General features: G+C 55.3%; 24 protein-coding genes. 13 read left to right on the top strand and 11 right to left on the bottom strand.

What is annotated here, in order from left to right; genetic code table 11:
• The first annotated feature begins 132 nt into the window (after window positions 1–132).
• The 11 genes from QYE77_RS12570 (at window position 133) to QYE77_RS12520 (ending at window position 12,126) form a co-directional block, all read left to right on the top strand.
• Entirely contained in the window at window positions 133–972 is an 840-nt protein-coding gene (locus QYE77_RS12570) for a purine-nucleoside phosphorylase (protein WP_315625780.1), read from the top strand.
• A gap of 41 nt (window positions 973–1,013) precedes the next feature.
• Entirely contained in the window at window positions 1,014–1,721 is a 708-nt protein-coding gene (locus QYE77_RS12565) for a hypothetical protein (protein WP_315625779.1), read from the top strand.
• 6 nt (window positions 1,722–1,727) lie between these two features.
• Window positions 1,728–2,267, top strand: coding sequence for a GNAT family N-acetyltransferase (locus QYE77_RS12560; protein ID WP_315625778.1), 540 nt, complete (start codon window positions 1,728–1,730; stop codon window positions 2,265–2,267).
• A gap of 33 nt (window positions 2,268–2,300) precedes the next feature.
• Window positions 2,301–4,199, top strand: a complete 1,899-nt coding sequence (locus tag QYE77_RS12555; RefSeq protein ID WP_315625777.1) for a histidine kinase N-terminal 7TM domain-containing protein — start codon at window positions 2,301–2,303, stop codon at window positions 4,197–4,199.
• A 55-nt stretch (window positions 4,200–4,254) separates the two neighbouring features.
• Window positions 4,255–5,211 carry a 30S ribosomal protein S1 gene (locus tag QYE77_RS12550; protein ID WP_315625776.1) on the top strand — a complete coding sequence of 319 codons (957 nt, stop codon included), beginning with the start codon at window positions 4,255–4,257 and terminating at the stop codon, window positions 5,209–5,211.
• Entirely contained in the window at window positions 5,202–7,391 is a 2,190-nt protein-coding gene (locus tag QYE77_RS12545) for a DNA translocase FtsK (protein ID WP_315625775.1), read from the top strand. The genes QYE77_RS12550 and QYE77_RS12545 overlap by 10 nt, the downstream gene beginning before the upstream one ends.
• Before the next feature lie 95 nt (window positions 7,392–7,486).
• On the top strand, window positions 7,487–8,134 hold the full coding sequence (locus tag QYE77_RS12540) for a CDP-alcohol phosphatidyltransferase family protein (protein WP_315625774.1): 648 nt from the start codon (window positions 7,487–7,489) through the stop codon (window positions 8,132–8,134).
• A gap of 6 nt (window positions 8,135–8,140) precedes the next feature.
• Window positions 8,141–8,956 carry a prolipoprotein diacylglyceryl transferase gene (gene lgt, locus QYE77_RS12535; protein WP_315625773.1) on the top strand — a complete coding sequence of 272 codons (816 nt, stop codon included), beginning with the start codon at window positions 8,141–8,143 and terminating at the stop codon, window positions 8,954–8,956.
• 18 nt (window positions 8,957–8,974) lie between these two features.
• On the top strand, window positions 8,975–9,913 hold the full coding sequence (locus QYE77_RS12530; RefSeq protein ID WP_315625772.1) for an ABC transporter ATP-binding protein: 939 nt from the start codon (window positions 8,975–8,977) through the stop codon (window positions 9,911–9,913).
• Window positions 9,900–11,327 (top strand): stage II sporulation protein M, encoded by a 1,428-nt coding sequence (locus QYE77_RS12525; RefSeq protein ID WP_315625771.1) that lies wholly within the window; start codon window positions 9,900–9,902, stop codon window positions 11,325–11,327. The genes QYE77_RS12530 and QYE77_RS12525 overlap by 14 nt, the downstream gene beginning before the upstream one ends.
• A gap of 52 nt (window positions 11,328–11,379) precedes the next feature.
• The gene (locus QYE77_RS12520; protein WP_315625770.1) at window positions 11,380–12,126 is read left to right on the top strand and encodes an MBL fold metallo-hydrolase; all 747 of its coding nucleotides are present in this window, start codon (window positions 11,380–11,382) and stop codon (window positions 12,124–12,126) included.
• Between the two features lie 11 nt (window positions 12,127–12,137).
• Here the strand turns inward: QYE77_RS12520 and QYE77_RS12515 are convergent, their stop codons facing one another.
• Window positions 12,138–12,641 (bottom strand): HNH endonuclease, encoded by a 504-nt coding sequence (locus tag QYE77_RS12515; RefSeq protein ID WP_315625769.1) that lies wholly within the window; start codon window positions 12,639–12,641, stop codon window positions 12,138–12,140.
• A 150-nt stretch (window positions 12,642–12,791) separates the two neighbouring features.
• Between QYE77_RS12515 and QYE77_RS12510 the strand changes: the two genes are divergently transcribed.
• Both QYE77_RS12510 and QYE77_RS12505 read left to right on the top strand, forming a co-directional pair.
• A complete protein-coding gene (locus QYE77_RS12510; RefSeq protein ID WP_315625768.1) occupies window positions 12,792–14,087 on the top strand; it encodes an adenylosuccinate synthase in 1,296 nt (431 codons plus the stop codon).
• Entirely contained in the window at window positions 14,084–14,908 is an 825-nt protein-coding gene (locus tag QYE77_RS12505) for a hypothetical protein (protein WP_315625767.1), read from the top strand. The genes QYE77_RS12510 and QYE77_RS12505 overlap by 4 nt, the downstream gene beginning before the upstream one ends.
• A gap of 1 nt (window position 14,909) precedes the next feature.
• Here the strand turns inward: QYE77_RS12505 and QYE77_RS12500 are convergent, their stop codons facing one another.
• From QYE77_RS12500 to QYE77_RS12455, 10 genes are read right to left on the bottom strand one after another with little or no spacing between them, the layout of a single operon-like run.
• Window positions 14,910–15,860: a hypothetical protein gene (locus QYE77_RS12500; protein WP_315625766.1), complete on the bottom strand. Its 951-nt coding sequence runs from the start codon at window positions 15,858–15,860 to the stop codon at window positions 14,910–14,912.
• Window positions 15,857–16,663: a glycosyltransferase family protein gene (locus tag QYE77_RS12495; protein WP_315625765.1), complete on the bottom strand. Its 807-nt coding sequence runs from the start codon at window positions 16,661–16,663 to the stop codon at window positions 15,857–15,859. Before QYE77_RS12495 ends, QYE77_RS12500 begins: the two co-directional genes overlap by 4 nt.
• A 6-nt stretch (window positions 16,664–16,669) precedes the next feature.
• Complete coding sequence (locus tag QYE77_RS12490; protein WP_315625764.1) at window positions 16,670–17,788, bottom strand: glycosyltransferase family 4 protein; 1,119 nt, start codon at window positions 17,786–17,788, stop codon at window positions 16,670–16,672.
• Window positions 17,789–18,856 carry an N-acetylneuraminate synthase family protein gene (locus tag QYE77_RS12485; RefSeq protein WP_315625763.1) on the bottom strand — a complete coding sequence of 356 codons (1,068 nt, stop codon included), beginning with the start codon at window positions 18,854–18,856 and terminating at the stop codon, window positions 17,789–17,791. It lies immediately after the preceding gene.
• Window positions 18,857–18,878: 22 nt separating this feature from the next.
• The gene (locus tag QYE77_RS12480) at window positions 18,879–19,814 is read right to left on the bottom strand and encodes an SDR family oxidoreductase (protein WP_315625762.1); all 936 of its coding nucleotides are present in this window, start codon (window positions 19,812–19,814) and stop codon (window positions 18,879–18,881) included.
• A complete protein-coding gene (pseB, locus tag QYE77_RS12475; RefSeq protein WP_315625761.1) occupies window positions 19,811–20,818 on the bottom strand; it encodes a UDP-N-acetylglucosamine 4,6-dehydratase (inverting) in 1,008 nt (335 codons plus the stop codon). Before pseB ends, QYE77_RS12480 begins: the two co-directional genes overlap by 4 nt.
• Window positions 20,819–20,827: 9 nt before the next feature.
• Window positions 20,828–21,685: a class I SAM-dependent methyltransferase gene (locus QYE77_RS12470; RefSeq protein ID WP_315625760.1), complete on the bottom strand. Its 858-nt coding sequence runs from the start codon at window positions 21,683–21,685 to the stop codon at window positions 20,828–20,830.
• Window positions 21,682–23,328: a hypothetical protein gene (locus QYE77_RS12465; protein WP_315625759.1), complete on the bottom strand. Its 1,647-nt coding sequence runs from the start codon at window positions 23,326–23,328 to the stop codon at window positions 21,682–21,684. The genes QYE77_RS12470 and QYE77_RS12465 overlap by 4 nt, the downstream gene beginning before the upstream one ends.
• A 1-nt stretch (window position 23,329) precedes the next feature.
• Entirely contained in the window at window positions 23,330–24,586 is a 1,257-nt protein-coding gene (locus QYE77_RS12460) for an ABC transporter ATP-binding protein (protein WP_315625758.1), read from the bottom strand.
• A 22-nt stretch (window positions 24,587–24,608) separates the two neighbouring features.
• Window positions 24,609–25,448, bottom strand: coding sequence for an ABC transporter permease (locus tag QYE77_RS12455; protein WP_315625757.1), 840 nt, complete (start codon window positions 25,446–25,448; stop codon window positions 24,609–24,611).
• Window positions 25,449–25,460: the final 12 nt, after the last annotated feature.

The raw sequence follows: 25,460 nt of genomic DNA, 5'->3' as shown, positions 1-25,460 counted from the left end.
GTGCTTCCCATTCCCCCAATAGAGGCATTGGGCTTTCTGATATAATCAAACCTGTCAGGGAGCGCTCAATCCCACTGCAGAAAGCCACTGTGGCAGGTTATTATTCTCTATAAGGACAGGAATTGAAAGCCCATGGAAACGCATACACTGGAAAGGATTTATCAGGCCCGTGATTACCTTCGCTCCAAACTTCCCCTTCAACCTCGGGTCGCTTTGATCTTGGGATCAGGCTTAGGCAGCCTGGCCGAACACATCGCCAACCCCACGATCGTGGATTATCGCGATATTCCACACTGGCCGGTCTCAACTGTTCCAGGGCATAGCGGGCGGTTAATTGTGGGGGAATTGGAAGGTCAGGTGGTGATGGCCATGCAGGGGCGGGCGCATTACTACGAAGGTTACACCATGGCCCAGGTCACCTTCCCTATCCGAGTGATGCAAAGCCTGGGTATCTCCACATTGATCGTCACCAATGCTGCCGGTGCAGTCAACCCGACCTTTGAACCCGGTGATGTGATGCTGATCACCGACCACATTAACCTCATCGGTATGGCTGGTTTAAACCCCTTGCGTGGCCCAAACCTAGATGAGTTCGGCGAGCGTTTCCCGGACATGAGCCAGGCTTATGATCGCGAATTGATGACCTACTGCCGTGCCGCAGCGGTTGAAGCCAACCTCACCCTACGTGAAGGCGTTTACATTTGCTTGGCTGGCCCTTCCTTTGAAACCCCCGCCGACCTGCGATTCTTGCGCCTGATCGGAGCAGATGCGGTGGGCATGTCCACCGTTCCAGAGGTGACCGTTGCCCGCCACGGCAAAATGCGCGTCCTGGGCCTTTCGGGCATCAGCAATAAAGCCAACCTGGATGGAAACACGATCACCACTCACGAAGAAGTGCTGCAAGCCGGGAAAGTACTGGTGCCAAAACTGACCACGCTAATCCGCGGTGTGCTCAAACGGCTTCCGGCTTAGCCCAATCCCCTTGTCCCCACCGCAGCACAAAACCAGGAGCCATGGACGACCTGCTGCGTTTTCTGAAAATCTACGAAACCTGGATCTACGTGGTTCTGGGGATTGCGGCCCTGGTTGGACTACGCAATCTGATTCGCGCCTGGGAGGATTGGCGCGGTGCCGTCTTTGGGCTTGAACGGGAGAGCGCACTGATGCGTTTGCGCGGGGCACTAACGTTGCTGGTATTCGTCATCGGCCTGGCACTACTGGAATTTATCACCGTTTCATTTGTCTACCCTGCGGCGACCACTCTGCAACCGTTACCGACCCCCACCGTTGCCCTGCTCGAAACGCCGCTTGCCGCTCCTCTTACCGCGCCGACCGCTCCCACTCCCGCGATCACCGCAACCCTTTTGCCCGCCACACCGGCTGCTGAAGGATGTGTCCCGGGTCAGATTGAATGGACCAACCCTAAAAACGGAGGTACCTTGCAGGGGAAAGTGGTCTTACGCGGGTCGGTCAACGTTCCCAATCTGGGGTTTTACAAATACGAATATCGCGCTATCGGTTCTGAAGATTGGTTGACGATTGCCGCCGGTAACCGTCCCATCATAGACCAACCTCTTGGTGGGGAGGGCAGTGGTGAATGGGATACCGAAATGGTCACCCCCGGCGACTATGAATTGCGTCTGGTTGTTTATGATAACACCAACCAGCCCTTTCCGGCTTGCGTGATCTCTGTGCGCATTCTCGCTCCTGATGGAGGATGACTCTACATGCCTCAAATTGAAATTCGCCCTGTACTTTCTGCCGATTTACAATATCTAGTCGCCATGGACCACGCCGTTGAAATCCATTACGTGTGGCAAATGGAACGCTTGTTGGAAGAAGGTCAGGTTACGATTGGCTTCCGCGAAGTGCGCCTGCCTCGGACCGCTCGCTTGCAGTACCCGCGCTCGCCAACGCTCCTTTTGCAGGAATGGTCTGAGCGCAGCGGTGGGCTGGTCGCCCTATTAGGCGGGAAACCAGTGGGTTACCTGACCTTGAGTGATTCGCGCGCGCCGGCCACTGCCTGGGTGCTTGACCTGGTGGTTGATACGCCCTTCCGCCGCCAGGGGATTGCCAGCGCGTTGTTGCTGGCTGCCGAATCCTGGGCATTGCCCCGTGGCCTGCGCAAAATCGTGCTGGAGATGAGTTCCAAAAACACGCCGGCCATTCACCTCGCCCTCAAGGCTGGCTACGAGTTCAGCGGTTTCCATGATCGCTACTATGCCAACCAGGATATCGCCCTTTTCTTCAGTCGCCTCTTGCGTTAGTATTGTAAAGACAGGTCAGATCATGGGTTGGGTATGTTAACTGTACTGATCACCCTCAACCAGATTCTGGTCGCCGGGGTCGCCATTACCGCCTTTGCGTTGTTGTTATATGCATTGGCCTTCAATCTGCGCGATCGGGTTGCCCGTTCATTTGCATTGATCTTGGTGGCGGTGGTCATCGTCTATACGGCTGAAGCCCTAGCCAGCGTGGCTAACCAACCGGTTCAGCAGGCTTTTTGGCTACGTACCCAATGGATTGGGATCATCTTACTCCCCGCTGCCTATCTGCACTTCTCAGATGCGCTGTTGGAAACTACCGGCAAACCCAGCCGTGGCCGGCGGCGCTTTTTCGTTCGCCTGGCCTACCTGATCTCGGTGGTCTTTTTGATGCTACTCCCAACACCCTGGTTGGTAGGTCCACTGGTCCAGAACGGCGCACCCGCCCCGCACCTGCGCCCAACCCCCCTCACGGATCTTTTCACGCTCTGCTATGCCCTGGCCATGGGTATCAGCGGCTACAACCTGGTACGTGCCTTCCGACGTTCTACCACCTCAACCGGCCGCCGTCGTATGTTCTACTTGTTGATCGGTTCCATTGCGCCAGCATTAGGCTCTTTTCCCTATCTGCTCTTTGGTTCAGCCCTAGCGGCGCGCCATGTTACACTTTTCTGGCTTTTTTCCGTAATCAACACCTTCCTGGTGGGGGGATTGGTTGTGGTCATGGCTTACGCAGTGGCGTTCTTTGGGGTGGGCTGGCCAGATCGCACCGTGAAGAGCCGTTTGCTCAAGTGGATCCTGCGCGGCCCTGTAACCGCCAGCCTTACCCTGGCTGCAGTCACCATTGTACGCCGCACCGGCGAGCAGTTTGGCACTCCTTACTCCGCTTTGGTGCCAATGACCATGGTCGCCACCATATTACTGAGCGAATATCTGATCACTTTATTCTTCCCTTTGCTAGAACAATGGTTGTTTGACGGTAAAGACAAAAATGACCTCGAACTGCTGCGCCGGCTGGAAACCCGCTTGCTAACCCGCAACGACCTGCGTCAATTCCTGGAAGCCCTTTTGGCAGCCGTCTGTGATCGGTTGCAAGCACCGGGGGCATATGTTGCGGCTCTGGACGCGCAAGGTCTTGAACTTCTGGTGTGGGTGGGAAAAACCGGGCTGGAAAATAACCACACTAACGCCTCCCTCAATCAAATTTTGGCTCAAAATGGCGGTCTAAGCGGGCGTTTTCGCTGGGGCAACGATGTGCTGATCCCTCTCATGGATGAAGATGCAGAAGGTGAGCCTCAAATACTGGGTGTTTTAGGTATTAGTAATGTGGATAACCTGGAATTGGATAGCGAACAAGAGCAGGCCCTGGCTACGCTAACCGCCCGCATGGTCCTGGCGCTGCAAGACTACCGTTTGCAGCGCGAAGTATTCGAATCCCTGCGTACCTTGACCTCACAGACCGAACTTATCCAGCGTTTGCGCGCCAGTGGCCGTTATCATCAGAATGCAGCCTTACAAAATGTACCGCCCGAACCCACTGATCTGGCCCAATGGGTGCGCGAGGCACTATCCCACTATTGGGGTGGCCCAAAACTGACGCAAAGCCCCCTCCTACGACTAAGTATTGTCCAACGCGCGGTTGAAGCCTACGATGGAAACGTCTCCAATGCGCTGCGAGCCGTACTAAAAGAAGCCATTGAAAGGGTGCGTCCTGAGGGGGAAAGGCGATTCACAGCCGAATGGGTGTTGTATAATATACTAGAATTAAAGTTCGTCCAAGGTAAAAAGGTACGCGAGGTTGCCGCGCGCCTAGCAATGTCGGAAGCCGATCTTTATCGGAAGCAGAAGGTTGCCATAGAAGCCGTAGCCAGAGCCCTCCTGGAAATGGAAGAACAAAATCAACGCCAGTCTCAAATACCGTCAACGCGGGGGTAACCCGATCCCTCAGGGATCGGATTTCATTTTATCTGTGTTTATCGGGGAGGAATTTATGGTCACCAAACGAATGACCACCATGACCGAGACCTCATCACCCGAACCACTCGACGAGGGGTGGTGGGCGTCTGTGCTCGCCAATGAGGCCGCCATCATGCCCGACTGCCGCACGTATGAAATCCGTCCCATGCTTCAGGCGGATTTATGCGAAACCGATTGGAAATATGTGCGGCAGGTCTTTGAAAATGATGAGGTGCTCACCTTACGTGTGTATGGGTTCAATCGGGGGGGATTGTTGGTACAGGGCGAACGGATCCAGGGATTTGTGCCCATCTCTCACTTGGTGGATATTAGCGGCAACCTGGAAGGAGAAAAACGTCGCGCCGCCCTTTCAGCCTATTTAAACCGCACCCTGCGCCTCAAGGTCATCGAATGTGAACCGGCTCAAAATCGCATCGTCCTTTCAGAACGCGCGGCCCTGGCTGGTGAAGGGAAGCGCCGCGCCCTCTTTGATACGTTGAAAGAAGGCACGGTGATGACTGGGCGGGTGACAAACATCACTGATTTCGGCGTCTTTGTGGATCTGGGAGGCGTAGAAGGGCTCATCCACGTCTCTGAACTTTCATGGGGGCGCGTGCAACACCCCCGCGATATTGTCCAAGTTGGCGACGAAGTGCGCGTGCTGGTTTTGCAGGTCTCTGAAGAAAATGCCCGTATTGCGCTGAGCATCAAACGCTTGATGCCCAACCCCTGGCTCACCCTGGCTGCGCGGTATAAACCCGGTGACATTGTTCCCGCCTGGATCACGGCTGTAGCCCCTTACGGCGCGTTTGCCCGTCTTGAAGAAGGGGTGGAAGGCTTGATTCACGTCTCCTCAATGAACCTACCACCCGGAACAAAAGGCCCGGATCATGTTCTCCAGGTTGGCCAGGCGGTGCAGGTGCGCATTCTTCATATTGATGTGGAACGTCGCCGCTTGGGATTAGGCTTTGTGTGTGCTGAATGCGTGTAAGCCCTCGATCAGCATCTGACCGCCGCTCAGAAGCAACACCGTCTCCGGTTGCCGGATCTGAACCTTCGAGTTCCTGGCTGGGCAACGTCGTTAAGGCGTGGATGCTGGTTGAGCGTTTCGGACGAGATGCAGCAGGGTTAAGCCTGCTCATTCTGGCAGTACTTAGCCTACTGGGAATGACCTCACTCAGCCAGGGCAGCCTTATTTCTCCCTGGGGCTTATTGCTCAAGCGCGGCTTTGGCTTAGGGGGATATGGTCTGATCATACTCTTGGCTTATCTAGGGGCACAGATTCTATGGGGACATGGCGGAAGTGCCCCGATTCATTTCCTCAAACGCTTCCTCAGCCTGGAAGGGGCGCTTTTCGCCTGGATGGCCTGGTTGAGCATAATGGAAGGGTTGGATCTGGAACGCGCTGAATCCGGGCTTGATGGCGGTATCATCGGCTGGGCATTGGGTACTCTCAGCGCCCGTATTCTGCTCCCCCCGCTCAATATATTGTTATGGTTTACCCTTTGGGTGGGGCTGACGTTGATCGGTCTTGGTCTGTGGGAACGTGCCCTTGCAGCGGTAAAGCGTTGGGTGGAGCAGGAACGTCAGCGCCTGGTCACGTCCTCCCCCACCGAGGCGGTCACGCAAGCACCATCACCTTCAGCACCACCTTCCCCTTCACCCCATCCCGCTCCCGGCGCTGTTCCGGTTACCATCGTCAACCCCGGGCGTGATCCGCGCTTGCCGCCATTGAATCTGCTGATCCAAGAGGAAACCAACGGGGTGGATGAAGAACGTATTCTCGCTGTTGCCCGAAAAATCGAACAGACATTAGCCGAGTTTGGCCTACCGGCTCAGGTTGTGGGCTATCGGCGTGGTCCTACCGTTACCCAATTCGCGGTTGAACCGGGTTTCATCGAGCGCCTTGGCCCAGATGGTCAGCCCACGCGCCAGAAAGTCCGCGTTTCGCAGATCTCGAGCCTGAACCGCGATTTGGCACTAGCGTTGGCGGCTGAACGCCTGCGCATCGAGGCTCCGGTACCCGGCCATTCCTACGTAGGTATTGAAGTGCCTAACAGCACAACCACACCCGTGCGTCTACGACCCATACTCGAGTCAGAAACCTTTCAACGTCTGCGTTCTCCCTTGGCGCTGGCCTTAGGGCGGGATGTTTCCGGCCAGCCCGTGGTTGCCGACTTAGAACGTATGCCCCATCTATTGATTGCAGGGACAACGGGGTCAGGAAAATCCGTCTGCCTGGCCAGCCTGATCACCTGCCTGGTGATGAACAATACCCCAGAGCAACTGCGCCTCGCCATCATGGATCCTAAGATGGTGGAACTGGCGCGGTTCGATGGTCTGCCACACCTTTTGGGACGAGTTGAAACCGAGATTGAACGCATGTTAGCGGTATTGCGCTGGGCACTGACCGAGATGGACCAGCGCTATCGTTTGTTTGAGGCTGCCCGCGCCCGTGACCTGAACGCTTATAACGCCAAACAAGCGCGCAAGAATCAGCCCGGCCTACCGCGCATTGTCATCATCATTGATGAACTGGCTGACCTAATGATGTCAGCACCGGATCAAACCGAACACAGTCTGGTGCGCCTGGCGCAACTTGCCCGCGCTACTGGCATTCACCTGGTCATCGCCACCCAACGCCCCAGCACCGATGTCTTAACCGGATTGATCAAGGCCAACTTCCCGGCCCGGATCGCCTTTGCCGTGGCCTCATCCGTAGATTCGCGGGTTATCCTCGATACCAACGGTGCCGAAGCCTTACTAGGGCGGGGCGATATGTTGTTCCTGAACCCCGAGGTTGGTACCCCCATCCGCGCCCAGGGGGTGATCATGAAAGATTCGGAAATCAATCGTGTCGTTGCTTACTGGCACCAACAAGCCACCGAACCTCAAGAAGCACCCTGGGAAGCCCTCTTGCAAGAAGATGACAACGAGGCCGATGATTTGCTAGAACAAGCCATTGCCCTAGTACGACGCACCCAGCGCGCCAGCGCTTCGCTCTTGCAGCGCCGCCTACGCATCGGTTACCCCCGCGCCGCGCGGCTTCTAGATGAACTGGAAGCCATGGGGATTGTGGGGCCGGCGCAAGGAGGGGGGCGAGAACGCGAGGTATTGCTTCCCCCCGAAGAGGACGACCAAGACACCGATCCCGATGAAGAAACAGCCTGATCTTGCGCCGGACTCGACATTTAACGATCAAACTTGACTTTTTTACCACGCTGGGATAGCATACGTCAAAATGGCCGCAAGGAAGGAGAACTATATTGAAGCCTCACGTCCCGAAACAATCTCCTCAAACATTGACCGCCTTTTTGCGCCAGCGCTTTAAACCTCTCCTTGAACGCATAGCGCTTGGATTGGCCCGTTTAGGGGTCACCCCCAACGCCGTCACCCTGGCCGGGCTGGCCGGAAACATTTTGGCCGCCTTCTGGCTGGCACAAGGGCGAATCACCTGGGCGGGATGGCTATTGCTCGTCATTTGGCCGCTCGATGCCCTGGATGGGGCATTAGCACGTCTGCGCGGTTCACCCTCCCCTTTTGGTGGTGTGTTGGACTCGGTGACCGACCGCTACGCTGAACTGCTGGTATGGGGCGGACTGTTGGTTTATTATCTCTCCCGGGCTGATCCAATCTCTGTTATCCTGATTTATTTGGCGGCGGGCGGTTCACTGATGGTTTCCTACACCAAAGCGCGTGGTGAGGCGCAGGGCTTTCGGGTAGAGGGAGGACTGCTGACCCGCGTTGAGCGGTTTTTAGTTTTGGTGCCTTGCCTCATTCTCAATCGTCCCCTCATCGCCATTTGGGCTATTGCCTTGCTGGCCAATTTCACCGCACTCCAGCGCTTGTGGTTGATCTTTCGCCAGTCATCCATGCCGGCCCAGCCTGGCCGGCCTACTTTGCCTAAGGAGTAAACATCTATGCCTTCTGGTTTCAATATCGGCCCATTAACCATTCGATTTTACGGTTTATTGATCGTAGGGGGTGCAATGCTGGCCACCTGGATCTCCAGCCGACGCGCCCGCCGCTATGGCGAAAATCCCGATGCCGCCTGGGATATGTTGTTCTGGGTGTTCATCGCCGGGGTCATCGGAGCACGCCTGTGGCATATTCTGACTCCCCCGGCCTCTCTAGTCAAACAGGGTATTACTACCTGGTATTACCTAACCCACCCGCTGGATGCCATCGCCATCTGGCACGGTGGTTTGGGTATACCCGGCGCCGTTATCGGTGGGGTCATTGCGCTTTACCTCTACACCCGCAAACATGGCATGTCCTTCGCTACCTGGACCGATATTATCGCGCCCGGATTGGCGCTGGCACAGATCATCGGCCGTCTGGGAAACTTTTTCAACCAGGAACTCTATGGTATGCCCACAAATCTGCCCTGGGCAATTTACATTGACCCGGCTCATCGCTTGCCCGAGTTTATGGATCAGGCTTACTATCACCCTCTTTTCGCTTATGAGGGGTTGTGGAATCTGATGAACATCGGCATTATCCTGTGGGTTGAGAAACGATTTTCCACCCAGCGCAAGCCCGGTGATTTATTCCTGGTTTATCTAATCGTCTACCCGATCGGGCGCTTCCTATTGGAATTTCTACGCCTAGATCCATCCCCGGTAGCCGGATTAAACATTAATCAAACCCTGATGGCCATCGTAGCCCTTGCCTCTGCCTTGACCCTCTACCTGCGTCATCGCCCACGCCCACAATCCTCCCAATCCGCGTCCTAGATGAAAGAGAGCAGGGGGATGATCCAGACCGAGGATCTGAGCAAAGCCTTTGGCGATTTCGTTGCTGTGGATGGCCTCAACCTCCACGTTGGGGCGGGCGAGGTACTGGCGCTACTTGGACCCAACGGGGCTGGCAAAACCACCACGGTGCGCCTATTGACCTCTGTCCTACGCCCTACCCGCGGATGGGCTACCGTAGCCGGGTACGATGTGGTGCACCAGCCCCAAAAAGTGCGCGCCAACGTTGGGGTACTGACCGAACAACATGGTCTTTATGCTCGCATGACGGGTGAGGAATATCTCTACTTCTTTGCCGAACTTTATGGCTTAAAGGGGAACGCCGCACACCATCGCGTGCATACCCTGTTAGAACAATTTGGATTAGCCGACGTAGCCCGCCGACGCATCGGGGAATACTCGAAAGGAATGCGCCAAAAACTGGCTTTGGTGCGGGCTTTACTGCATGCACCCCCAGTATTGCTTCTGGACGAACCCACCTCGGCCATGGATCCTGAAAATGCGCGTATAGTGCGCGAGACGATCCGCGAATTGCGCCGTGCCAACCATACCATCATCCTATGCACCCACAATCTCACCGAAGCCGAAATGCTGGCCAACCGCATCGCCATCATTCGCCGTGGGCGCATACTTTTCAACGATACCCCCGACGCGCTGAAACGACACCTGCTGGGAGCGCCCGTGTTTGAACTTCGTTTTGCCCAGGCTTGGGAAGGTGATCTACCTTTCCTTCCCGATGGTGTCACACTTATCGCTCGGGGCGTGGACTGGATTCACCTCCGTATCGAGAACCCGCACCAGAGCAATCCTTATCTTCTTGCCTCGTTTGCCCAACTCAACGCCCCCTTGCTTTATTTCTCCGAACTGCCGCGTTCCCTTGAAGACGCCTACCTGCGGGCTGTAAGCATGGATCTGGAGGAAGCCCATGCTACATCGTGAAGACTTACACCCCATTTGGGTCATTGCACGCCGCGAGGTTCGCGATCAATTCCGCGATTGGCGCATTCTGACCCCTATCCTTTTCTTAACCGCGTTCTTTCCCTTTCTGATGAACTTCTTTGCTCAGCAGATGCTTGATTTTGTGCGCCGGTACGGAGCAGAATTAATCGGGGAACGCCTGGTGCCCTTCCTGATGCTGGTGGTTGGCTTCTTCCCTATTTCTATCTCGCTGGTCATCGCCCTGGAAAGTTTTGTGGGCGAAAAGGAACGCGGAAGCATTGAACCCTTGCTCAGCACGCCGCTTGAGGACTGGCAACTTTACACCGGGAAATTACTTTCTTCTACGGTTTTACCATTACTGGCCAGTTTCCTGGGCATGGGGGTGTATATCCTGGGATTAGCGCTCAATCGCGTCACGCTGCCGCCCTTTGAAGTGGTGCTTCAAGTGTTTTGCCTGACCATTTTCCACGCTTTGGTGATGGTTAGCGGAGCGGTGGTCGCCTCCAGCCAGGCCACATCAGTACGGGCAGCTAACCTACTGGCCAGTTTTATCGTCATCCCAATGGCTCTGCTCATACAGGGCGAAACGGCAATTATGTTCTGGGGGCGTCAAAATGGGATCCTGTGGTGGGCTGTTTTGGGTTTGTTTGTGCTCGCCATTCTTTTGGTCAGAGTGGGATTAGCACACTTCCAGCGCGAAGAACTGTTAGGGCGCGAACTGGATGCCCTGGATATATCCTGGATCTGGCGCACGTTTTTACACCACCTGCGAGGTGAGGCACGTCACTTAAGCACCTGGTATCGGATCGAAATACCTCGCACACTGGCCCGCATGCGGTGGTCTCTGCTCATTGCCGCCATCCTGGGAGCGGTGGGCATCGGTTTGGGCATGCATTACGCAACCCTTTTTCCCCTCCAACTGGATCTTGGACAATCTGAAGTCAACCAGAGCCTGGCCCAACTGACCACGCTTTGGCCGTTAGGCTCCCCCTATCCGGCAACGGCCATCTTATGGCAGAATCTCCGGGCTTTGTTATTGGGCGCAGTTCTGGGGGTATTTTCTTTCGGTGTATTAGGCGTCCTCCCCATGTTAGCCACGATGGGTGCATTGGGTTTCCTGACCCAGGCGTTGAGCGCAAATGGATTCGCCGTTGGGGTTTTTATCTTTGGCGCGATCCTTCCTCATGGTCTCTTCGAGATTCCAGCGCTGTGGCTGGCTACCGCCGCCACCCTGGAAATCGGCCTGGGAATGATCACCCCTCAAAGGGGCAAGACCTTTAGCGCCGCTTTATTGGAAAGCCTCGCACAGTGGTTTAAAGTCATGATCGGAATGGTCATCCCCTTGCTGATTATCGCCGCATGCATCGAAGCCTGGGTTACACCGCGCATTCTGTTTCAATTGCTTTTCCGATGAGTGTCCTTTACCAGTTCTGAAAATCGTCTTGCATAAAAGGGAGAGATCACCCATGGCACGCATTGTTATTCTCGGTTCGGCTTATGCCATCGCTGATGAGCATCGTGAAAACACCCATCTGGCCATCGTCGAGGAGGATCAGATTTTGCTAATTGACGCACCAGGCAATCCTATTGCCCGCCTGACCCGCGCTGGTCTCTCTTGGCACCAGATCAATGCCCTCATCATTACTCACTTTCACCCCGATCATGTTTCCGGTGCCCCCTTGCTCCTGATGGATCTTTGGCTGTTGGGGCGTAAAGAGCCACTCAAGGTTTTCGGGCCAACCCATGCTATCGAACGTTTGCAAGGCATGATGCGTCTTTATGAATGGGAAAAATGGCCGGGGTTTTACCCGGTTGAGTTTATTGCCTTGCCCGAAAATGAGAAGATCCGTTTCATAGACACCCCCCTATGGCGGGTGTATTCGGCGCCCGTAAAGCACTTTTTGCCCACCCTGGGGTTACGCATCGAACTGGCTACCGGTAGCATCGCTTACTCTAGCGATACCGAACCATGTGAGAACGTTATCCACCTGGCTCAGGGGGTCAATGTGCTTTTACACGAGGCCACTGGCGAAGGACCAGGACACACCTCACCCGAACAAGCCGGACGCATCGCCGCCCAGGCTGGCGCAGGTGCGCTCTATCTTATCCACACCCCTCCCTTGAGCCAGCCGGAAGCCTGGATCGCCCAGGCGCGGCAGGCGTTTGGCGGTCCCGTTTATCTGGCTCACGACTTACTCCAGATCGTGGTGTAGAGCAACAAAAATCACCACCCCGACAGGAACGGCGCCCACTCAGCATACTCATTGAGGTGGCGACCAAAGATATAAAGCGCTGTATTGGGTGGCTCCGTCGGTTGGCGTAAAAGTTTCATCCCGGCCTCAGCCAAAGTTCGCCCCCCTTTACGGTGATTGCAAGCCGCACAAGCCGTGACCACATTTGTCCAGGTATGCTGCCCACCCAAATGACGCGGGATCACATGATCCACGGTTAAATCATTGGTATGCCGACCGCAGTATTGACACGTATAGTTATCACGCCGAAAGATTTCGCGCCGGGTCAGTTTGACTTTAGGACGCGGGCGATGAACCATATGCTGCAAGCGAATGATCGAGGGGCGCGGAAAGACACGATTGACCGTGTGGATTTCACCGCGACCATTCAGCACCAGTGTTGCCCGGTTGGTCAGGATGAGACCAATCGCCCGCTGCAAATTGCACACGTTAATCGGCTCAAAATTCGCATTTAAAACCAAAACGCTCTCCGCCATGGCACAACCACAAGCCTGCAGATATCATGTTTCCATTATAGCACGCAAATCTTAAGAAAAGCAGGGAATGCGTCAAGCCCGGGCTGCGGGTATAATTGGTTAAAAGTCATTTGCGGGGGTAGGGTCTTTTCTTATCGAGGAGGCTGAGGTATGCCACTGGATATCGTCATCGGAACCCAATGGGGGGACGAAGGTAAAGGTCGTATTGTGGATTTGCTAGCCGCCCAGGCTGACCTGGTTGCACGCTACAACGGAGGCGACAACGCCGGGCACACGGTCAATGTGGGAGGGCATACTTTTCGCCTTCACCTGATCCCTTCTGGAATTATTCATCCTCATACAATTGGGATCTTGGGAAACGGGATGGTGATCAACCCGGCCACCCTGGTTCAGGAGATAGAAAACCTCAAAGCCGCCGGCGTCAGCATCACCCCCGAGAGGTTGCGCATCTCTTTTGCCGCCCACCTGATCACCCCTGCCCATCGGGCCCTGGATCAAGCCCAAGAACAAGCACGGGGAAGCGGACAAATTGGTACCACCGGGCGGGGTATTGGCCCTGCCTACACCGATAAAGCCGCCCGCCATGGCTTACGGATGGAGGACTTGTTAGATCTGGACACGTTTCGCGAGAAACTCGAGCATCATGTGGCTACGATCAACACTTGGCTCATGCGCATTTATGAGGCTGAGCCCTTGGATGTTCAAGCCGTAGTGCGTGAATATACCCATTACGCCACCCAGTTACAGCCCTTCATTGCGGATGTAGGGATGGAACTCCACCAAGCCTTACGCCTGGGCAAACAGGTGTTGGCGGAAGGGGCGCAGGGTACGCTGTTGGATCTCGATCTAGGCACTTACCCATATGTAACCAGTTCGACCCCCACAGCGGCCGGTGCTCTCCTGGGCTTAGGATTGGGCATTGTCCCGGTGCGCGCGGTGATCGGCGTCACCAAAGCCTTCCAAACCCGCGTTGGCGCTGGCCCCTTCCCAACCGAGGTCTTCGGCAAGACCGCCGAGCGCTTGCGTGGGACGGGCAAGAATCCCTGGGATGAATTTGGCACCACCACCGGACGCCCGCGCCGGGTAGGATGGTTAGACGGCGTTCTGTTGCGTTACGCCGTGCGCGTCAATGGGGTTACCGAACTCATGATCACCAAAATGGACATCCTGAGCGGACTCCCTACGCTGCGTCTATGTATTGCCTATCGCTACAACGGTCACACCCTTCAGGACTTACCGTTGGGTCCCGCCCACCTTGAACCTTTTGAGCCGGTTTATGAAGAACTGCCGGGCTGGATGGAAGATGTCACCACCGTGCGCCGATGGGATGACCTGCCTGCCGCTGCCCGCGCTTACGTGCGCCGCATCGAAGAACTCTGCGGCGTGCCTGTGCGGCGGGTTTCGGTTGGTCCTGAACGCAGTCAGGTGGTCGAAGTAACCCCATGAGATTATGGGCGCGCTCCCTCTTCGTCGTGACCTTGTTGCTTGTAATTGGCGCCGGGTGTAGCCCTCCCTCAGTCAACCGCCCTGAAACACCGACATCCTTACCTCCCACAACCACACCAAGCCCCTCACCAGTGTGGTTTCCTCCAACCGCGACTTTCACGCCAATACCTACCCGCCTCATCTCTCCAACCCCAACACCCGCTCTGGCGTTAGGTGATCTGGTGTTGAGCGATGATTTTGAATCTCCCGGTACCTGGCAAACTTATCGCAATGCCACTGGCAGTGCCGCTTATGAACAACGCCAACTGACTCTGGCCGTCAATGCCGCTAAAGGGTATCTGACCAGTTTGCGAAACGCGCCTGAAATCGGTAATGCCTATCTCGAATTAAGCCTACAGCCCAACTTATGTCAGGGGCAGGATACGTTTGGCCTCTTACTTCGCGCTGCCGATGAATTCAACGCCTATCGCTGGGTGATCACTTGCCAGGGACAAATGCGCCTAGAACGCTTGCAAAGTGGGCGCAATCTACCCCTAAGTGATTGGATCGAACTGAGCGAGATTCAGGTCAACCCCCTGGTCGAAACACGTTTAGCCGCTTGGTTGTATCAGGATCACCTCCGCTTGTTTGTCAACGGTTTCGAAGAAATCAACCTACGTGACCCGGTGTTTACCAGCGGACGGATTGGCGTTTTTGCTCGTGCTGCAGGTGATTCTGCCCTCTCCGTCAGTTTTCGCCGCTTGCGCATTTATGCCATTAACCCAATGCTCTTGCCCACTGCCACCCCGACCGTTTTGGTTATCCCTACCCCTCAGCGCTAAGTTATCCGTTCTTCGGCGCCCGTTTACGCCAAGGACGTGTCACCGTCGCCAGCCAGGCATAAGCCTCATAATAAGCCTTGCGGGGATGAAAGAGCGCAAAAGCCAGCCACCCCAATGCGCGTGACCGTAAGTAGATAAGCGGGAAAATTTCAACCTCGCGCCAGAACTTTAGCCACGAAAGCGGGGCACGCCGCAAGCCATCCATCGTGAGCACATGGGTGGCATCAATAAGGTTGAAGATCGTGCGTCGCCCACCCCCTAGACGAACATTCTCGTCTGTCTCAGGAAGGCGATAGTGAGGTTGGCCCCCCGGTAAATGACGATAGTCATGGTTTTGATGTACGATAAAAATGAAAGATGAAGCATCCACCACCGGCCAACCCTGGCGGCGGGCATAGTAAATCATCCAGTTGTCCCATCCCGCCCGACCAACTGCCAACGGGGGCAAATTGCGAAAACAATCGCGTGGGAAGATGAAATAATCGCTTCCCCGCGGGGGATGCCGCCGCCCGCGTTCTTGTACGCGCTGGCGCAATTCTGCTTCCCAACCCAGACCAAACAACAGGTCTTCTTGCACGTCTAAATCCCAGCGCTGCCCCACCATAAGGAACCGCGGCATTTTCTGAGATACAAGTTGCGCCCCCTCAACAAAACTCGGGGTCAGTATAATATCCGCGTTGATGTATGCCAGCAGAGGGCTGGTGCTGTTTCGACGCGCTTGCTCAAAGAGCGCCGGTATCAACGGTGTCCCGTAAGCATTGCGCGCCACTTCAGAGATATGTCGGATACCCAACTCACGGGCCACCTCGGCCATGCCCACCTCATCCCCAATTAGGAGAATTTCAACTTCAGTTCCGAGCGCCTGCCACGAGCGCAGGGCGTTGCGTTGAATTCGCGCAATGTGAGGATCGGTAAATGGCTTTGGGGTAGTAAAAAGGGTAAGCAAGGTCACGCTGAGGCTCCCAATTCGGGGATATCTCCACCCCCAAAACGCTCATCCACATCGGTATAGGTGTGATGAGGAATCTGGGCATTGAGCGCTGCCAGTTCAGGGTGAGCCTGCCATACGGCTAAGGCTTCGCGCCAGTTAAAGTCATCCCGTTCTCCCAGCAAGGCAACCAATTTTCGCACCACCTCCAAATCTTGTGGTGTATCCACCGTCCATCGTACCTGCCCATAATCCGCTTCGGCATTAAGGATCACCGTGTGGAACCGCCCTTCCACCTCATAAAGGTAGGGCATGACGTGCTCACGTTGATGAGGTGCCGTGGCTTCACGCCAGGCTCGTTCTAAGGCATTAAAGGTGCATACCTCAACGTCCAAACCTATTGGATACGTACGCCGCCAGGGAGGGGGCAAGCGGTTAGCAGCGAAATCGGCACCCTGCTGAAGCAAAGCTTCCACCGTCGCATCAATTAATTCCGGGTCAATCAATGGGCAATCCGCCGTGAGCCGCACAATGATATCCGCCTGAAAATGGCGCGCTGCCTGATAGAAGCGATCTAGCACATCATAAGGATGACCGCGCCACCAAGGGTAACCGCGCGCCTGACAAAATGCCACAATTGGATCATCTGCGGCTTCGGTTGTCGTCGCCACAATCACGCGGTCAACGAAGCGCGAACGGCGGGCCCGCTCAACACCCCAAGCCAGAACAGGACGCCCGGCCAGATCGAGCAGCACCTTGCCGGGCAAACGGCTTGAACTCATCCGCGCTTGAAGAATAGCGACAATGTTAGGGTTGGAACCCAGCATGCTCTCTCACCTTGCGGCAATCTGCCAGGCCAGGTCATAGGCTTGCAGTAACCGCGCAAAATTCTTCTCCCAGTTTGCCCGTTCTTCAGCCAGAAAACGCGCTTGGCGTCGCATTTCCGTCAACACATCGCGCCGGTTATATGCTTCCCGAATGCGCTCCGCCAGCGCATGCGCATCGCCATCCGGAAACAACCACCCATGTACCCCCGGCACTACCCATTCGCGGTTGCCAGGGATGTCCGAGACCACTGCCGGTAAGCCACAAGCCAGGGCTTCCATCAACGACACTGAAGACCCATCGCTGTGCGAAGCGCTGAGATAGAGGTCTGCAGCGCGATAAAAAGAGGGCAACCGCTCATACCCCACCTGTCCGCCTAGATATACGCGATCCAATAGATCATTTTCATACAGTAATCTTTGGATCAGCGGGGCCTGGGAACCACTGCCAAGGAGGAAAAGGCGGATTTCGGGTAGATTACGTGCAACCTCAGCAAATGCCCGCACCACCACATCCACGCCATAAATAGGTTCCCACGAACGCAATGAGAGCAAGACAAAAGCGTCCTGCCAGCCGCGGCGCGCGCGCAAACCACTATCCTCGCCGGGGCTGAAGTGGCGTAAATCCACCCCCCAGGGGAAAAGGATAATCCGCTCCGACGCCATTCCGAAGGAAAGCGCGACATCTTGCACTGCGCGACAATCGCCGACCAGCACCGTTGCCCGGCGCAGGGTCAGCGCAGTGATCCAACGCCACCAGCGGTTGCGATAGGCGTCACGGAGCAAATCCGAACCCCAGGACATGACCACCAACGGATGGAAACCGCTCAATGCCGCCAGAAACGCAGCGGTTTGCACTGGCCCAGCGTGGATCAAATCGGGCTTAATCTCGTTTATCACACGCTGAAAGTCCCGCAGCAGAGTCGGCACAGCCGCCCAGGTAAAGGGTTTCACCCCACCCGCCCAAGGCACGTAGGTTACCCCTGCGGGCAAGGGACGGTCTTCTAACTGCCGCGCGCCACGCTCCAAGCGCAGGTAGTAGATCTGATGGGGCGTTGCTGCCAGCGCGGAAAGAAAACGATGGTCGTGCGGCGTATAGTCGCGGCTGAAATAAAGAACGCGGGCCACCTAACTTCCCAAATCCGTCCAGCGTAGTTCTTTGCCGTATGGAATATCCACTAATGCGCGGGTGCCGATGACGCGTTCAATTTCGGGTGGCAAGATGGCGCCGGGTGTCGCCGGACGCAGGACGTCAATCATCTCCCGCGTCAAGACCTCACCCGCTTTGATATCACGGGCGGCACGCAAGCAACGGCGCTGCAAAATCACCGTTTCTTGTTCGTTTTCGGTAACGACCTTGTCGGCCGAACCCAATGCCCACTCTAACTCCCGGGTTCGTTCGACCATTTCGCGCCACGCCGCCGGGGTGAGCGAGAAGGGGTGATCAGGGCCTTCGCGGGTATTATCATCGGTAAAGTGCTTCTCGATAACCCGTGCGCCTAATGCCACCGCACCCAAAACGGCGGCATGCCCAGGGGTATGATCTGAGAGACCCAAGACCACATCCGGGAACATCACCCGATAGGTCTTGAGGACATTCAGGTTAACATATTTGAAATTCTCACGGCTGCCGGTGTAATTGGTGTTACACTGCATCAGCACCAATTGTGAGTTATATTTGAGAATCGTATGGACAGCTCGTTGCACCTCACCAATATTGGCTGCGCCGGTAGCCAACAACACCGGCTTTCCCTTCTTAGCGATGCGCTCCAAGGCTTCTAGCCAATCAATTTCCCCGGAACCGATCTTGTAAGCCGGCATGAAAGGCTCTAAAAAATCAATGGACTCAAAATCGTAAGGTGCTGAAAAATAATCAATCCCTACCTCGTCGCACACCGCTTTTAACTCATAGGTCCATTCCAGGGGGATAGAGGCATCCTGATACACCTCAAAAACCGATTTCTTCCATTTGGCTTGATGAGACCGTTGCGATCCTAAAGCACGAAAACCATAATCCGAGACGATTTTAGGCGCGTGAAAATTTTGGAATTTGGCCGCATCGGCGCCTGCTTCTTTAGCCAAACGGATCAGATCTTTCGCTCGTTCCAGGCTACCATCATGGTTAGCGGCGATATCTGCCACAAAATAGGTGGGGTGATTCTCCCCAATCCAGCGCTGACCAATCTGAATATCCATAGCGATCCTCCTCGGTTAGACTTCAGACTCGTGGGTTTTCAACCTCGAGGGCTAAAGCGCGCAGGTAGGCGGCACGTCCCTCGCGATAGTGATGATAGAACCGGTCTAAACCTTCCTGTTGCCCTGGTACCTCGCCTAAAACGGCCTGTAATTTCGCCGTTGATAAGGTCAGGTTAGGAGCGCGTGGAGCTCGCAACTGCCCTTGCTGGACCGAAATTGGTGTAATCAGACCTGCATCCAAGCCAAAGCGTTCCGCCAAAGCACATCCAAAGGCGTATTTACTCAAACATTCGCGACTAACGACATGATAGAGCCCCTGGCATTCATGCTCCACCAAAGTCACAAGAATCTCGCTCAATTGGGTCACTTCCAAAGGACAGAAGATCACATCCATAAACCCGTTGACCCGATGTCCCTGACTCAAATTATAAAAGAAAAACTCTGCCAGGCTGCGTCGCCCTTGCAGGCTCCACCCATAGAAGTTCACCCTGGCGATTAAAGCCTGCGGATAAAGTTCCTGCACATAGCGTTCGGCAGCTAACTTACTCCGCGCATACGTGCTCAGAGGATTGGGGGAATCTTCCTCGGTATAATTGCCTCGTTGACCATCAAAAACTGCATCGGTTGAAATGTGCACCAACCGGATGCCCTTTTGAGCACACAAACGGGCTAATTCTGCCGGCACCTCCGTGTTCAGACGCCAAGCCAGATCGGGCTGCTGCTCACACACATCCAGATTGGCCAATGCGGCTGCATGTAAGATCACCTCGGGCTTGAATTTCTCGATCAAATTAGGCAGTGCTTCTAGGCGCGTAAGGTCCACCGAAACGGCTTCAAAGGGCGGGTTACGCAAGGGGTGGTGGTTGACCACACCGATGATCTCCAGGCGCGAGGCAAAGTGCACCGCGAAATTCAAGCCCAGCAATCCACTTGCGCCGGTAACCAGCCAGCGTTTCATAGCAGTTTCCCTTGCAAATACTCCGCTTCGAGCGGTGCGATCATTTGGCGCAGCTCCTCAAGCGTAAGCCAAGCCTCATTGGTGTTGCTGGCGTAACGAAATCCATCGGGAAGAGGTTTACCGCGCCCTTCCCACTTGCGCCCAAACCAGAACGCTTCAACCGGTTGCACAACATACATGTTCTCGAGTTCCACAGTTGAGCGGGCTTCATCCTCGGAAATCAACACCTCGTGCAATTTTTCCCCTGGACGGATACCGATGACCTCTAAACGCGCCTCGGGCGCAATCGCCCGTGCCAAATCCAGCACGCGCATGCTGGGGATCTTGGGGACAAAAACTTCTCCCCCCATCATTTGCTCTAGGCAATGGATCACAAAGCGCACCCCCTGATCCAGTGAAATCCAGAAGCGGGTCATGCGTTCATCGGTAATCGTCAGCACCCCACTCTCACGCTGACGCAGGAAAACCGGCACCACGCTCCCACGGCTTCCAACCACATTTCCATAACGTACACAACTGAACCGCGTCGCTTTTCCACCGGCATAGGCATTGCTCTGAACAAAAAGTTTCTCGGCGGCCAATTTGGTGGCACCATAGAGATTAACCGGGTTGACGGCTTTGTCGGTGCTCAAGGCAATTACGCGCTCTACCCCGGCATCCAGTGCCGCCTCGATGACGTTGCTGCTCCCCAAAATGTTGGTTTTAATCGCTTCCATGGGGTTGTACTCACATGCCGGCACTTGCTTTAACGCCGCGGCATGCACAACAATATCCACCCCATCGAAGGCACGCCGCAAACGCTGCAAGTCACGCACGTCGCCGATAAAATAGCGCAAAGAGGGGTGATCAAACCCGCTTACGCGCATCTCGTGCTGTTTGAGTTCGTCCCGACTGAATACGATGATCTTGGCCGGATGGTATTCTTCCAGCATCACCTGGACGAACTTTCTGCCAAACGACCCGGTACCTCCGGTTACCAGAACCACTTTCTCCGACCAGTTCATGTACGCTCCTTATTGTGGTTTACGTAGGATGATCATAGGGTATTGGCCATTCTCACCAAAGTAGTGAGGAAAACGTTCTTCCAAGGCAAAAATTAAACGCAGCCAAACGCGCCCCAGCAAGCCTTCGTGGATCATCGCACGCAGGAACCTCACACTCACACTGCGCCATACCCGGATTTCGAGAGGGATGTGAGCACCGATGCGTGCTTTGAGCCAAGCCGGGGTCATTTTTTCCACAAACGTTCCGCTCGGGGATGGCACAGCGGCCTTCATGTTATTCTGGGCATGAGATGGGGCCGGCGACCGTCCCCAACGGGCTTTTATTCGTTCCATTAAGCGCAACAGGGGTTCAAAACGACGCATTATAGGAGAATCCGTCCAGCCGTTGACCACAACGCCTGTCGCGCCCGGTTTCAAAACCCGGTAGAGCTCATGATAAGCCTGTTCCTGCTCCTCAAGTGGAAGGTGATGAAAGGTGTGTAAAGAAACCGCTCCTTCAAACACCTCGCTTCGGAAGGGCAAGTTAGCCACATCAGCCACCACATAAAGTCCATGCGAGCCCAAGCGCGCCCGCGCCTCCTTAAGAGCAACCAGCGAAAGGTCAGCACATACCCGATAGGTATAGCCGTGAGAATAAGTTAAATATTCAGGATACTGCACCGGGCCAGAGCCAGCATCTAACAAGAAGCGACCTTGTGGCGCCAGATAACGCCCGACTCGGAGGTGGCAGCGATGACGATATTCCTCTGAGACCGGGCGCAGGTCTTCGTAGCGCATATTCTGATAAACGCCCTCGGCGACCTGCTGCCAACCCACTTGATCGTAGAATTGTTGTACCTGCTGCTTAACCGAGCCAGGTCCACTCATGCATTGGCACCCTCACGCGCGTTGTAAGCCACCATCTGGGGTGAAACGGTCCACTCAATGGGCTCACCAACCAGGTACTGAAAGGTTGGAGCATAGAGGTCACGTTCATCGCCTTCCAGCACTTCAGCCAACGGTCGCGCCTGGTAATCTTCCCACATGCGCACCAGATGCCAGGGGAAGGGTTGCGGATACTCGAAGAAGAAGCGATAGGCGTATTGCCAGGCACGTTGAATCTGCTCGCGGCTCAAGCGATAGGCCGCCGGATTCTCGAGAATTTGCCCCAGCAACTTGAAGTAACTGACCCAGGAATCGGGATCATACGTGAAGCCGCGTTGACGATAGTGGGTTTGTCCAGCCACAATGACTGGCAGGCCATGCATGGCCATCTCCAACCCCACCGTGGTGGTATATACCAACCCTAAATCCGCCACCTCCACCAAATCATACGTGTTGATCGGATCTTTGGGGCGGATCAAACGAATATGCTCCGGCAAGCGCGGCAAAACATGGTGGAGAATATCCACCATAGACTGGCCGCGGGTCAATACCTCGCCGGGGTGCACCCGAATGACCAACTGTACATCCGGGCGTCCCATAAAATACTGCACGGTGCGGCTGATCCACTCGGTCATCGTTTTACTAAACACCTGGCGCCCTAAGGTCAGGCTATCACCCAACACATTGGTTGCCAGCAGTACCACCGGACGCTCATCCAACCCCAACGCGGCACGCGCCTGCGTACCCCCTTGCGCCGGTACCCCTTGCCATAAGCGGGCAAAGTTTTCCCACCGCGTGGCCCGTCGTCGTGCCATCAATAACGCCCGCATCCGCTCCAGTTCTTCCTCGGTCAGGGGGATATCCTTGCGTGCTTGCCACAGAGCATCTGTTTCTTGGCGCATGACCTCGGCATTCTGCGCTAACCAGATACGTTGACGTTGATCACCAAATTCGTAGGTTACTGTTGGAATCTTCAGGTAACGCGCTACGCGATAAACGACGCCTAATTCCTGGATGGTACCATTGGGAATAATGGCCACATCAGGACGATGCTGTTTGAGCCAGGTCAGTGCCGCCTGAGCCACATCCTTATTGCGCAAGTAGCGCAAACGATAAAGATCGCTCTGAGGATCAATATCTTCGACTTGTAAGGTGTACTGCGTGTCAAAAACCGACACCTGCCGCACCGCTTCTTCGAGTTCGTGCGCCAGATGGGTGTAGGGCGCCCGCAAGGTAACAAACGAAACGATGTTGATCAGCCCCTCAGCCACCGAGAGCACTTTGCGCGCATAGGCATTTTGGCGGCGCAGATCAAAGCGGTTGATCGGCGTATACCAGTCGCCATAAGGCAAGAACGCCAGGGTCACCCGATGTCCCTGGGCTGCCAACGAAACTGCTAACAAGGTAGCATGTTCAATCCAATAGTGGAGAGTGGCGAAAATAAACACCTCGCGCCCTGGAGAGGCTTTGGCTCGTAGAGTTTGCGCCTGGGCAACGATTTGGGGCAGAGTGCTTTGTAAGTTACGCAACACAAAACGACTTTGAATCGGCTTGTTGCCGCCCTGCCGCACCATCCAATACAATTCTGCCGCAAATGGCAGACTGCCCAACACCTCTTTTAGTAATTCTTTGCCATTGGTTTTCATCTCAAACAACCTCAACCTGCCATTCCAGACGGGGACGCACCGCCCCCAAACGCGGCTCAGGCCATTGGGTGCCTGGTGCACCGGTGGCATCCACCGTAAAGGTCAACGCTTGTTCATCTTGAAAATAACGTCGCACTCGATAGGCGCTGGCATTGACGCCCACGACAAAACGCCCCTCGTTGAGGAGATTGGCGGGTAACAAACACCGACTAATATAGCGCCCTGCCGGGCGAACCGAGAAGCGTTCGAACCGCTCCGGGTCATCGGTATCGAAGGATGTAAACACATACTCACCGCGCGTGCTCATCAAGTAAAAACCCACCCGCAGGCCGGCAATCGGCGCACTGAGTTCATATTCAATCTCGATCACGCTGGGTTCTACCGAACGCACGGTGTCTACCACTTGACCCTGTGCATTGCGTATGCGTAAGGCAATTGGGCGAAACGGCGCCGCCGATGCCGGTACCTCTTCTGCATGCCATACCCGCTCCCCGGTCTGCGAGAAACCCTGCGAGAGATAATAATCCACTGCCTCGGGAGTCGGAGCCCGCATGACCAGACGCCCTTTTTCCAGCACCAAGGTTTCCTCAGTGAGGCGCAAGATGGCTGACATGTTGTGGCTCACAAAGAGCACCGTGCGCCCCTCGCGCGCAACCTCTCCCATCTTACCCAGGCACTTACGCTGGAATTCCGCATCGCCCACTGCCAGCACCTCATCCACCACCAGGATTTCAGGCTCCAGGTGAGCCGCCACCGCAAACGCCAGACGCAGGTACATGCCACTCGAATAGCGCTTGACCGGGGTATCAATGAAGGGCTCTACCTCGGCAAAGGCCACAATCTCATCAAATTTACGGTCTATTTCAGACCGCTTCATGCCTAGGATGGCACCGTTGAGATAGATATTCTCCCGTCCGGTCAACTCCGGGTGAAAGCCCGTGCCGACCTCTAACAACGATCCCACGCGCCCACGGATCTCGGCTTCACCTTCAGTAGGCTCGGTAACCCGGGATAGAATCTTGAGCAGAGTGCTCTTTCCCGCGCCGTTACGCCCGATCACCCCCAACACCTTGCCATGCTCAACCTCAAAGGACACATGCCGTAACGCCCAAATGGTTTCATCGGCCCGATGATTGCGGTGAAAGAGCGCCTGTACCCGATCCGCCAACGCTTCGCGCAGGGTAGGATAACGGGTGACTACTGCGCCAATGCGATATTGCTTACCCAGGTCTCGAACTTGAATGGCGTAACGACTCATAAATCCTCTTCCCGCCGATTCATCAAACGCGGTCGGCAAAAAGGCGTTCCATCCGCCGAAAATAGAACAAACCGCTGATCAACATCACAATGGCCGTGGCGCTCGAGATCGCCAGAATCAGCCCTAATTGATCGGTTTGACTACCCAAAAGTGCCCACCGAAATCCCTGCACTACGCCGGTCATGGGGTTAAGTGCATACACCAACCGCCACTGTTCCGGAACGGTATTGATGGAGTAAATGATTGGGGAAACGAACATCCACAACTGGGTCAGGAACGGTAAGGCATACCCCACATCACGATACAAGACATTCAGGGCAGAGAGCCACAACCCCACCCCCAACGCCGTGACCAGTGCCAGGAGAAGAAGTAAGGGAAGCAGCAAGATTCCCCACGTAGGATAGAGGCCATAAAACGCCATCATTCCTAACAAGAACAGAAAGGCAATCCCAAAATCCACCACCCCGCTCAACACCGAGGACAGGGGAAGGATTAAGCGCGGAAAGTAGATTTTGGTGATCATATGACTATTGCCCACCAGAGACCGACTGGCATCGTTGAGGGCTTTCGAGAACAACCCCCAGGGCAGCAACGCGGCATACGAGAACACCGGATAAGGAAACCCTTCCGATGAAACCTTAGCAAAGTTTCCGAAAAAAATGGTGAAAACCACCATGGTCAAGAAAGGTTGTAAAATGGCCCAGGCTGCGCCCAGCAGGGTTTGTTTATAGCGCACTTTGAGATCACGCCATGTAAGGAAATAAATCAATTCACGATACAACCACAGATCACGCAGGTCAAGCGCAGCCCACCCGCGCGAGGGGCGAATGATCGTCACCGCAGTTTGTTCTCTTAAGGCCATACCTCAACCCGT

Origin of the sequence: Thermanaerothrix solaris, assembly GCF_032334255.1 — a bacterium.
GTDB classification, from domain to species: Bacteria; Chloroflexota; Anaerolineae; order Anaerolineales; family Anaerolineaceae; genus Thermanaerothrix; species Thermanaerothrix solaris.
The sequence above is the reverse complement of the archived record's forward strand: the minus strand, read 5'-3'. Positions and strand labels throughout refer to the sequence as shown.

Bases quoted from the DNA above. Each gene is read 5' to 3' on its own strand.
- QYE77_RS12480 (WP_315625762.1), bottom strand. From the start codon at position 19,814: ATGAAACGCTGGCTGGTTACCGGCGCAAGTGGATTGCTGGGCTTGAAT.
- QYE77_RS12530 (WP_315625772.1), top strand. From the start codon at position 8,975: ATGATCCAGACCGAGGATCTGAGCAAAGCCTTTGGCGATTTCGTTGCT.
- QYE77_RS12495 (WP_315625765.1), bottom strand. From the start codon at position 16,663: ATGCTGGGTTCCAACCCTAACATTGTCGCTATTCTTCAAGCGCGGATG.
- QYE77_RS12465 (WP_315625759.1), bottom strand. From the start codon at position 23,328: ATGAAAACCAATGGCAAAGAATTACTAAAAGAGGTGTTGGGCAGTCTG.
- QYE77_RS12560 (WP_315625778.1), top strand. From the start codon at position 1,728: ATGCCTCAAATTGAAATTCGCCCTGTACTTTCTGCCGATTTACAATAT.
- QYE77_RS12505 (WP_315625767.1), top strand. From the start codon at position 14,084: ATGAGATTATGGGCGCGCTCCCTCTTCGTCGTGACCTTGTTGCTTGTA.
- QYE77_RS12570 (WP_315625780.1), top strand. From the start codon at position 133: ATGGAAACGCATACACTGGAAAGGATTTATCAGGCCCGTGATTACCTT.
- QYE77_RS12555 (WP_315625777.1), top strand. From the start codon at position 2,301: ATGTTAACTGTACTGATCACCCTCAACCAGATTCTGGTCGCCGGGGTC.
- QYE77_RS12485 (WP_315625763.1), bottom strand. From the start codon at position 18,856: ATGGATATTCAGATTGGTCAGCGCTGGATTGGGGAGAATCACCCCACC.
- QYE77_RS12455 (WP_315625757.1), bottom strand. From the start codon at position 25,448: ATGGCCTTAAGAGAACAAACTGCGGTGACGATCATTCGCCCCTCGCGC.
- QYE77_RS12510 (WP_315625768.1), top strand. From the start codon at position 12,792: ATGCCACTGGATATCGTCATCGGAACCCAATGGGGGGACGAAGGTAAA.
- QYE77_RS12565 (WP_315625779.1), top strand. From the start codon at position 1,014: ATGGACGACCTGCTGCGTTTTCTGAAAATCTACGAAACCTGGATCTAC.
- QYE77_RS12460 (WP_315625758.1), bottom strand. From the start codon at position 24,586: ATGAGTCGTTACGCCATTCAAGTTCGAGACCTGGGTAAGCAATATCGC.
- QYE77_RS12470 (WP_315625760.1), bottom strand. From the start codon at position 21,685: ATGAGTGGACCTGGCTCGGTTAAGCAGCAGGTACAACAATTCTACGAT.
- QYE77_RS12525 (WP_315625771.1), top strand. From the start codon at position 9,900: ATGCTACATCGTGAAGACTTACACCCCATTTGGGTCATTGCACGCCGC.
- QYE77_RS12550 (WP_315625776.1), top strand. From the start codon at position 4,255: ATGGTCACCAAACGAATGACCACCATGACCGAGACCTCATCACCCGAA.
- QYE77_RS12515 (WP_315625769.1), bottom strand. From the start codon at position 12,641: ATGGCGGAGAGCGTTTTGGTTTTAAATGCGAATTTTGAGCCGATTAAC.
- pseB (WP_315625761.1), bottom strand. From the start codon at position 20,818: ATGAACTGGTCGGAGAAAGTGGTTCTGGTAACCGGAGGTACCGGGTCG.
- lgt (WP_315625773.1), top strand. From the start codon at position 8,141: ATGCCTTCTGGTTTCAATATCGGCCCATTAACCATTCGATTTTACGGT.
- QYE77_RS12520 (WP_315625770.1), top strand. From the start codon at position 11,380: ATGGCACGCATTGTTATTCTCGGTTCGGCTTATGCCATCGCTGATGAG.
- QYE77_RS12545 (WP_315625775.1), top strand. From the start codon at position 5,202: ATGCGTGTAAGCCCTCGATCAGCATCTGACCGCCGCTCAGAAGCAACA.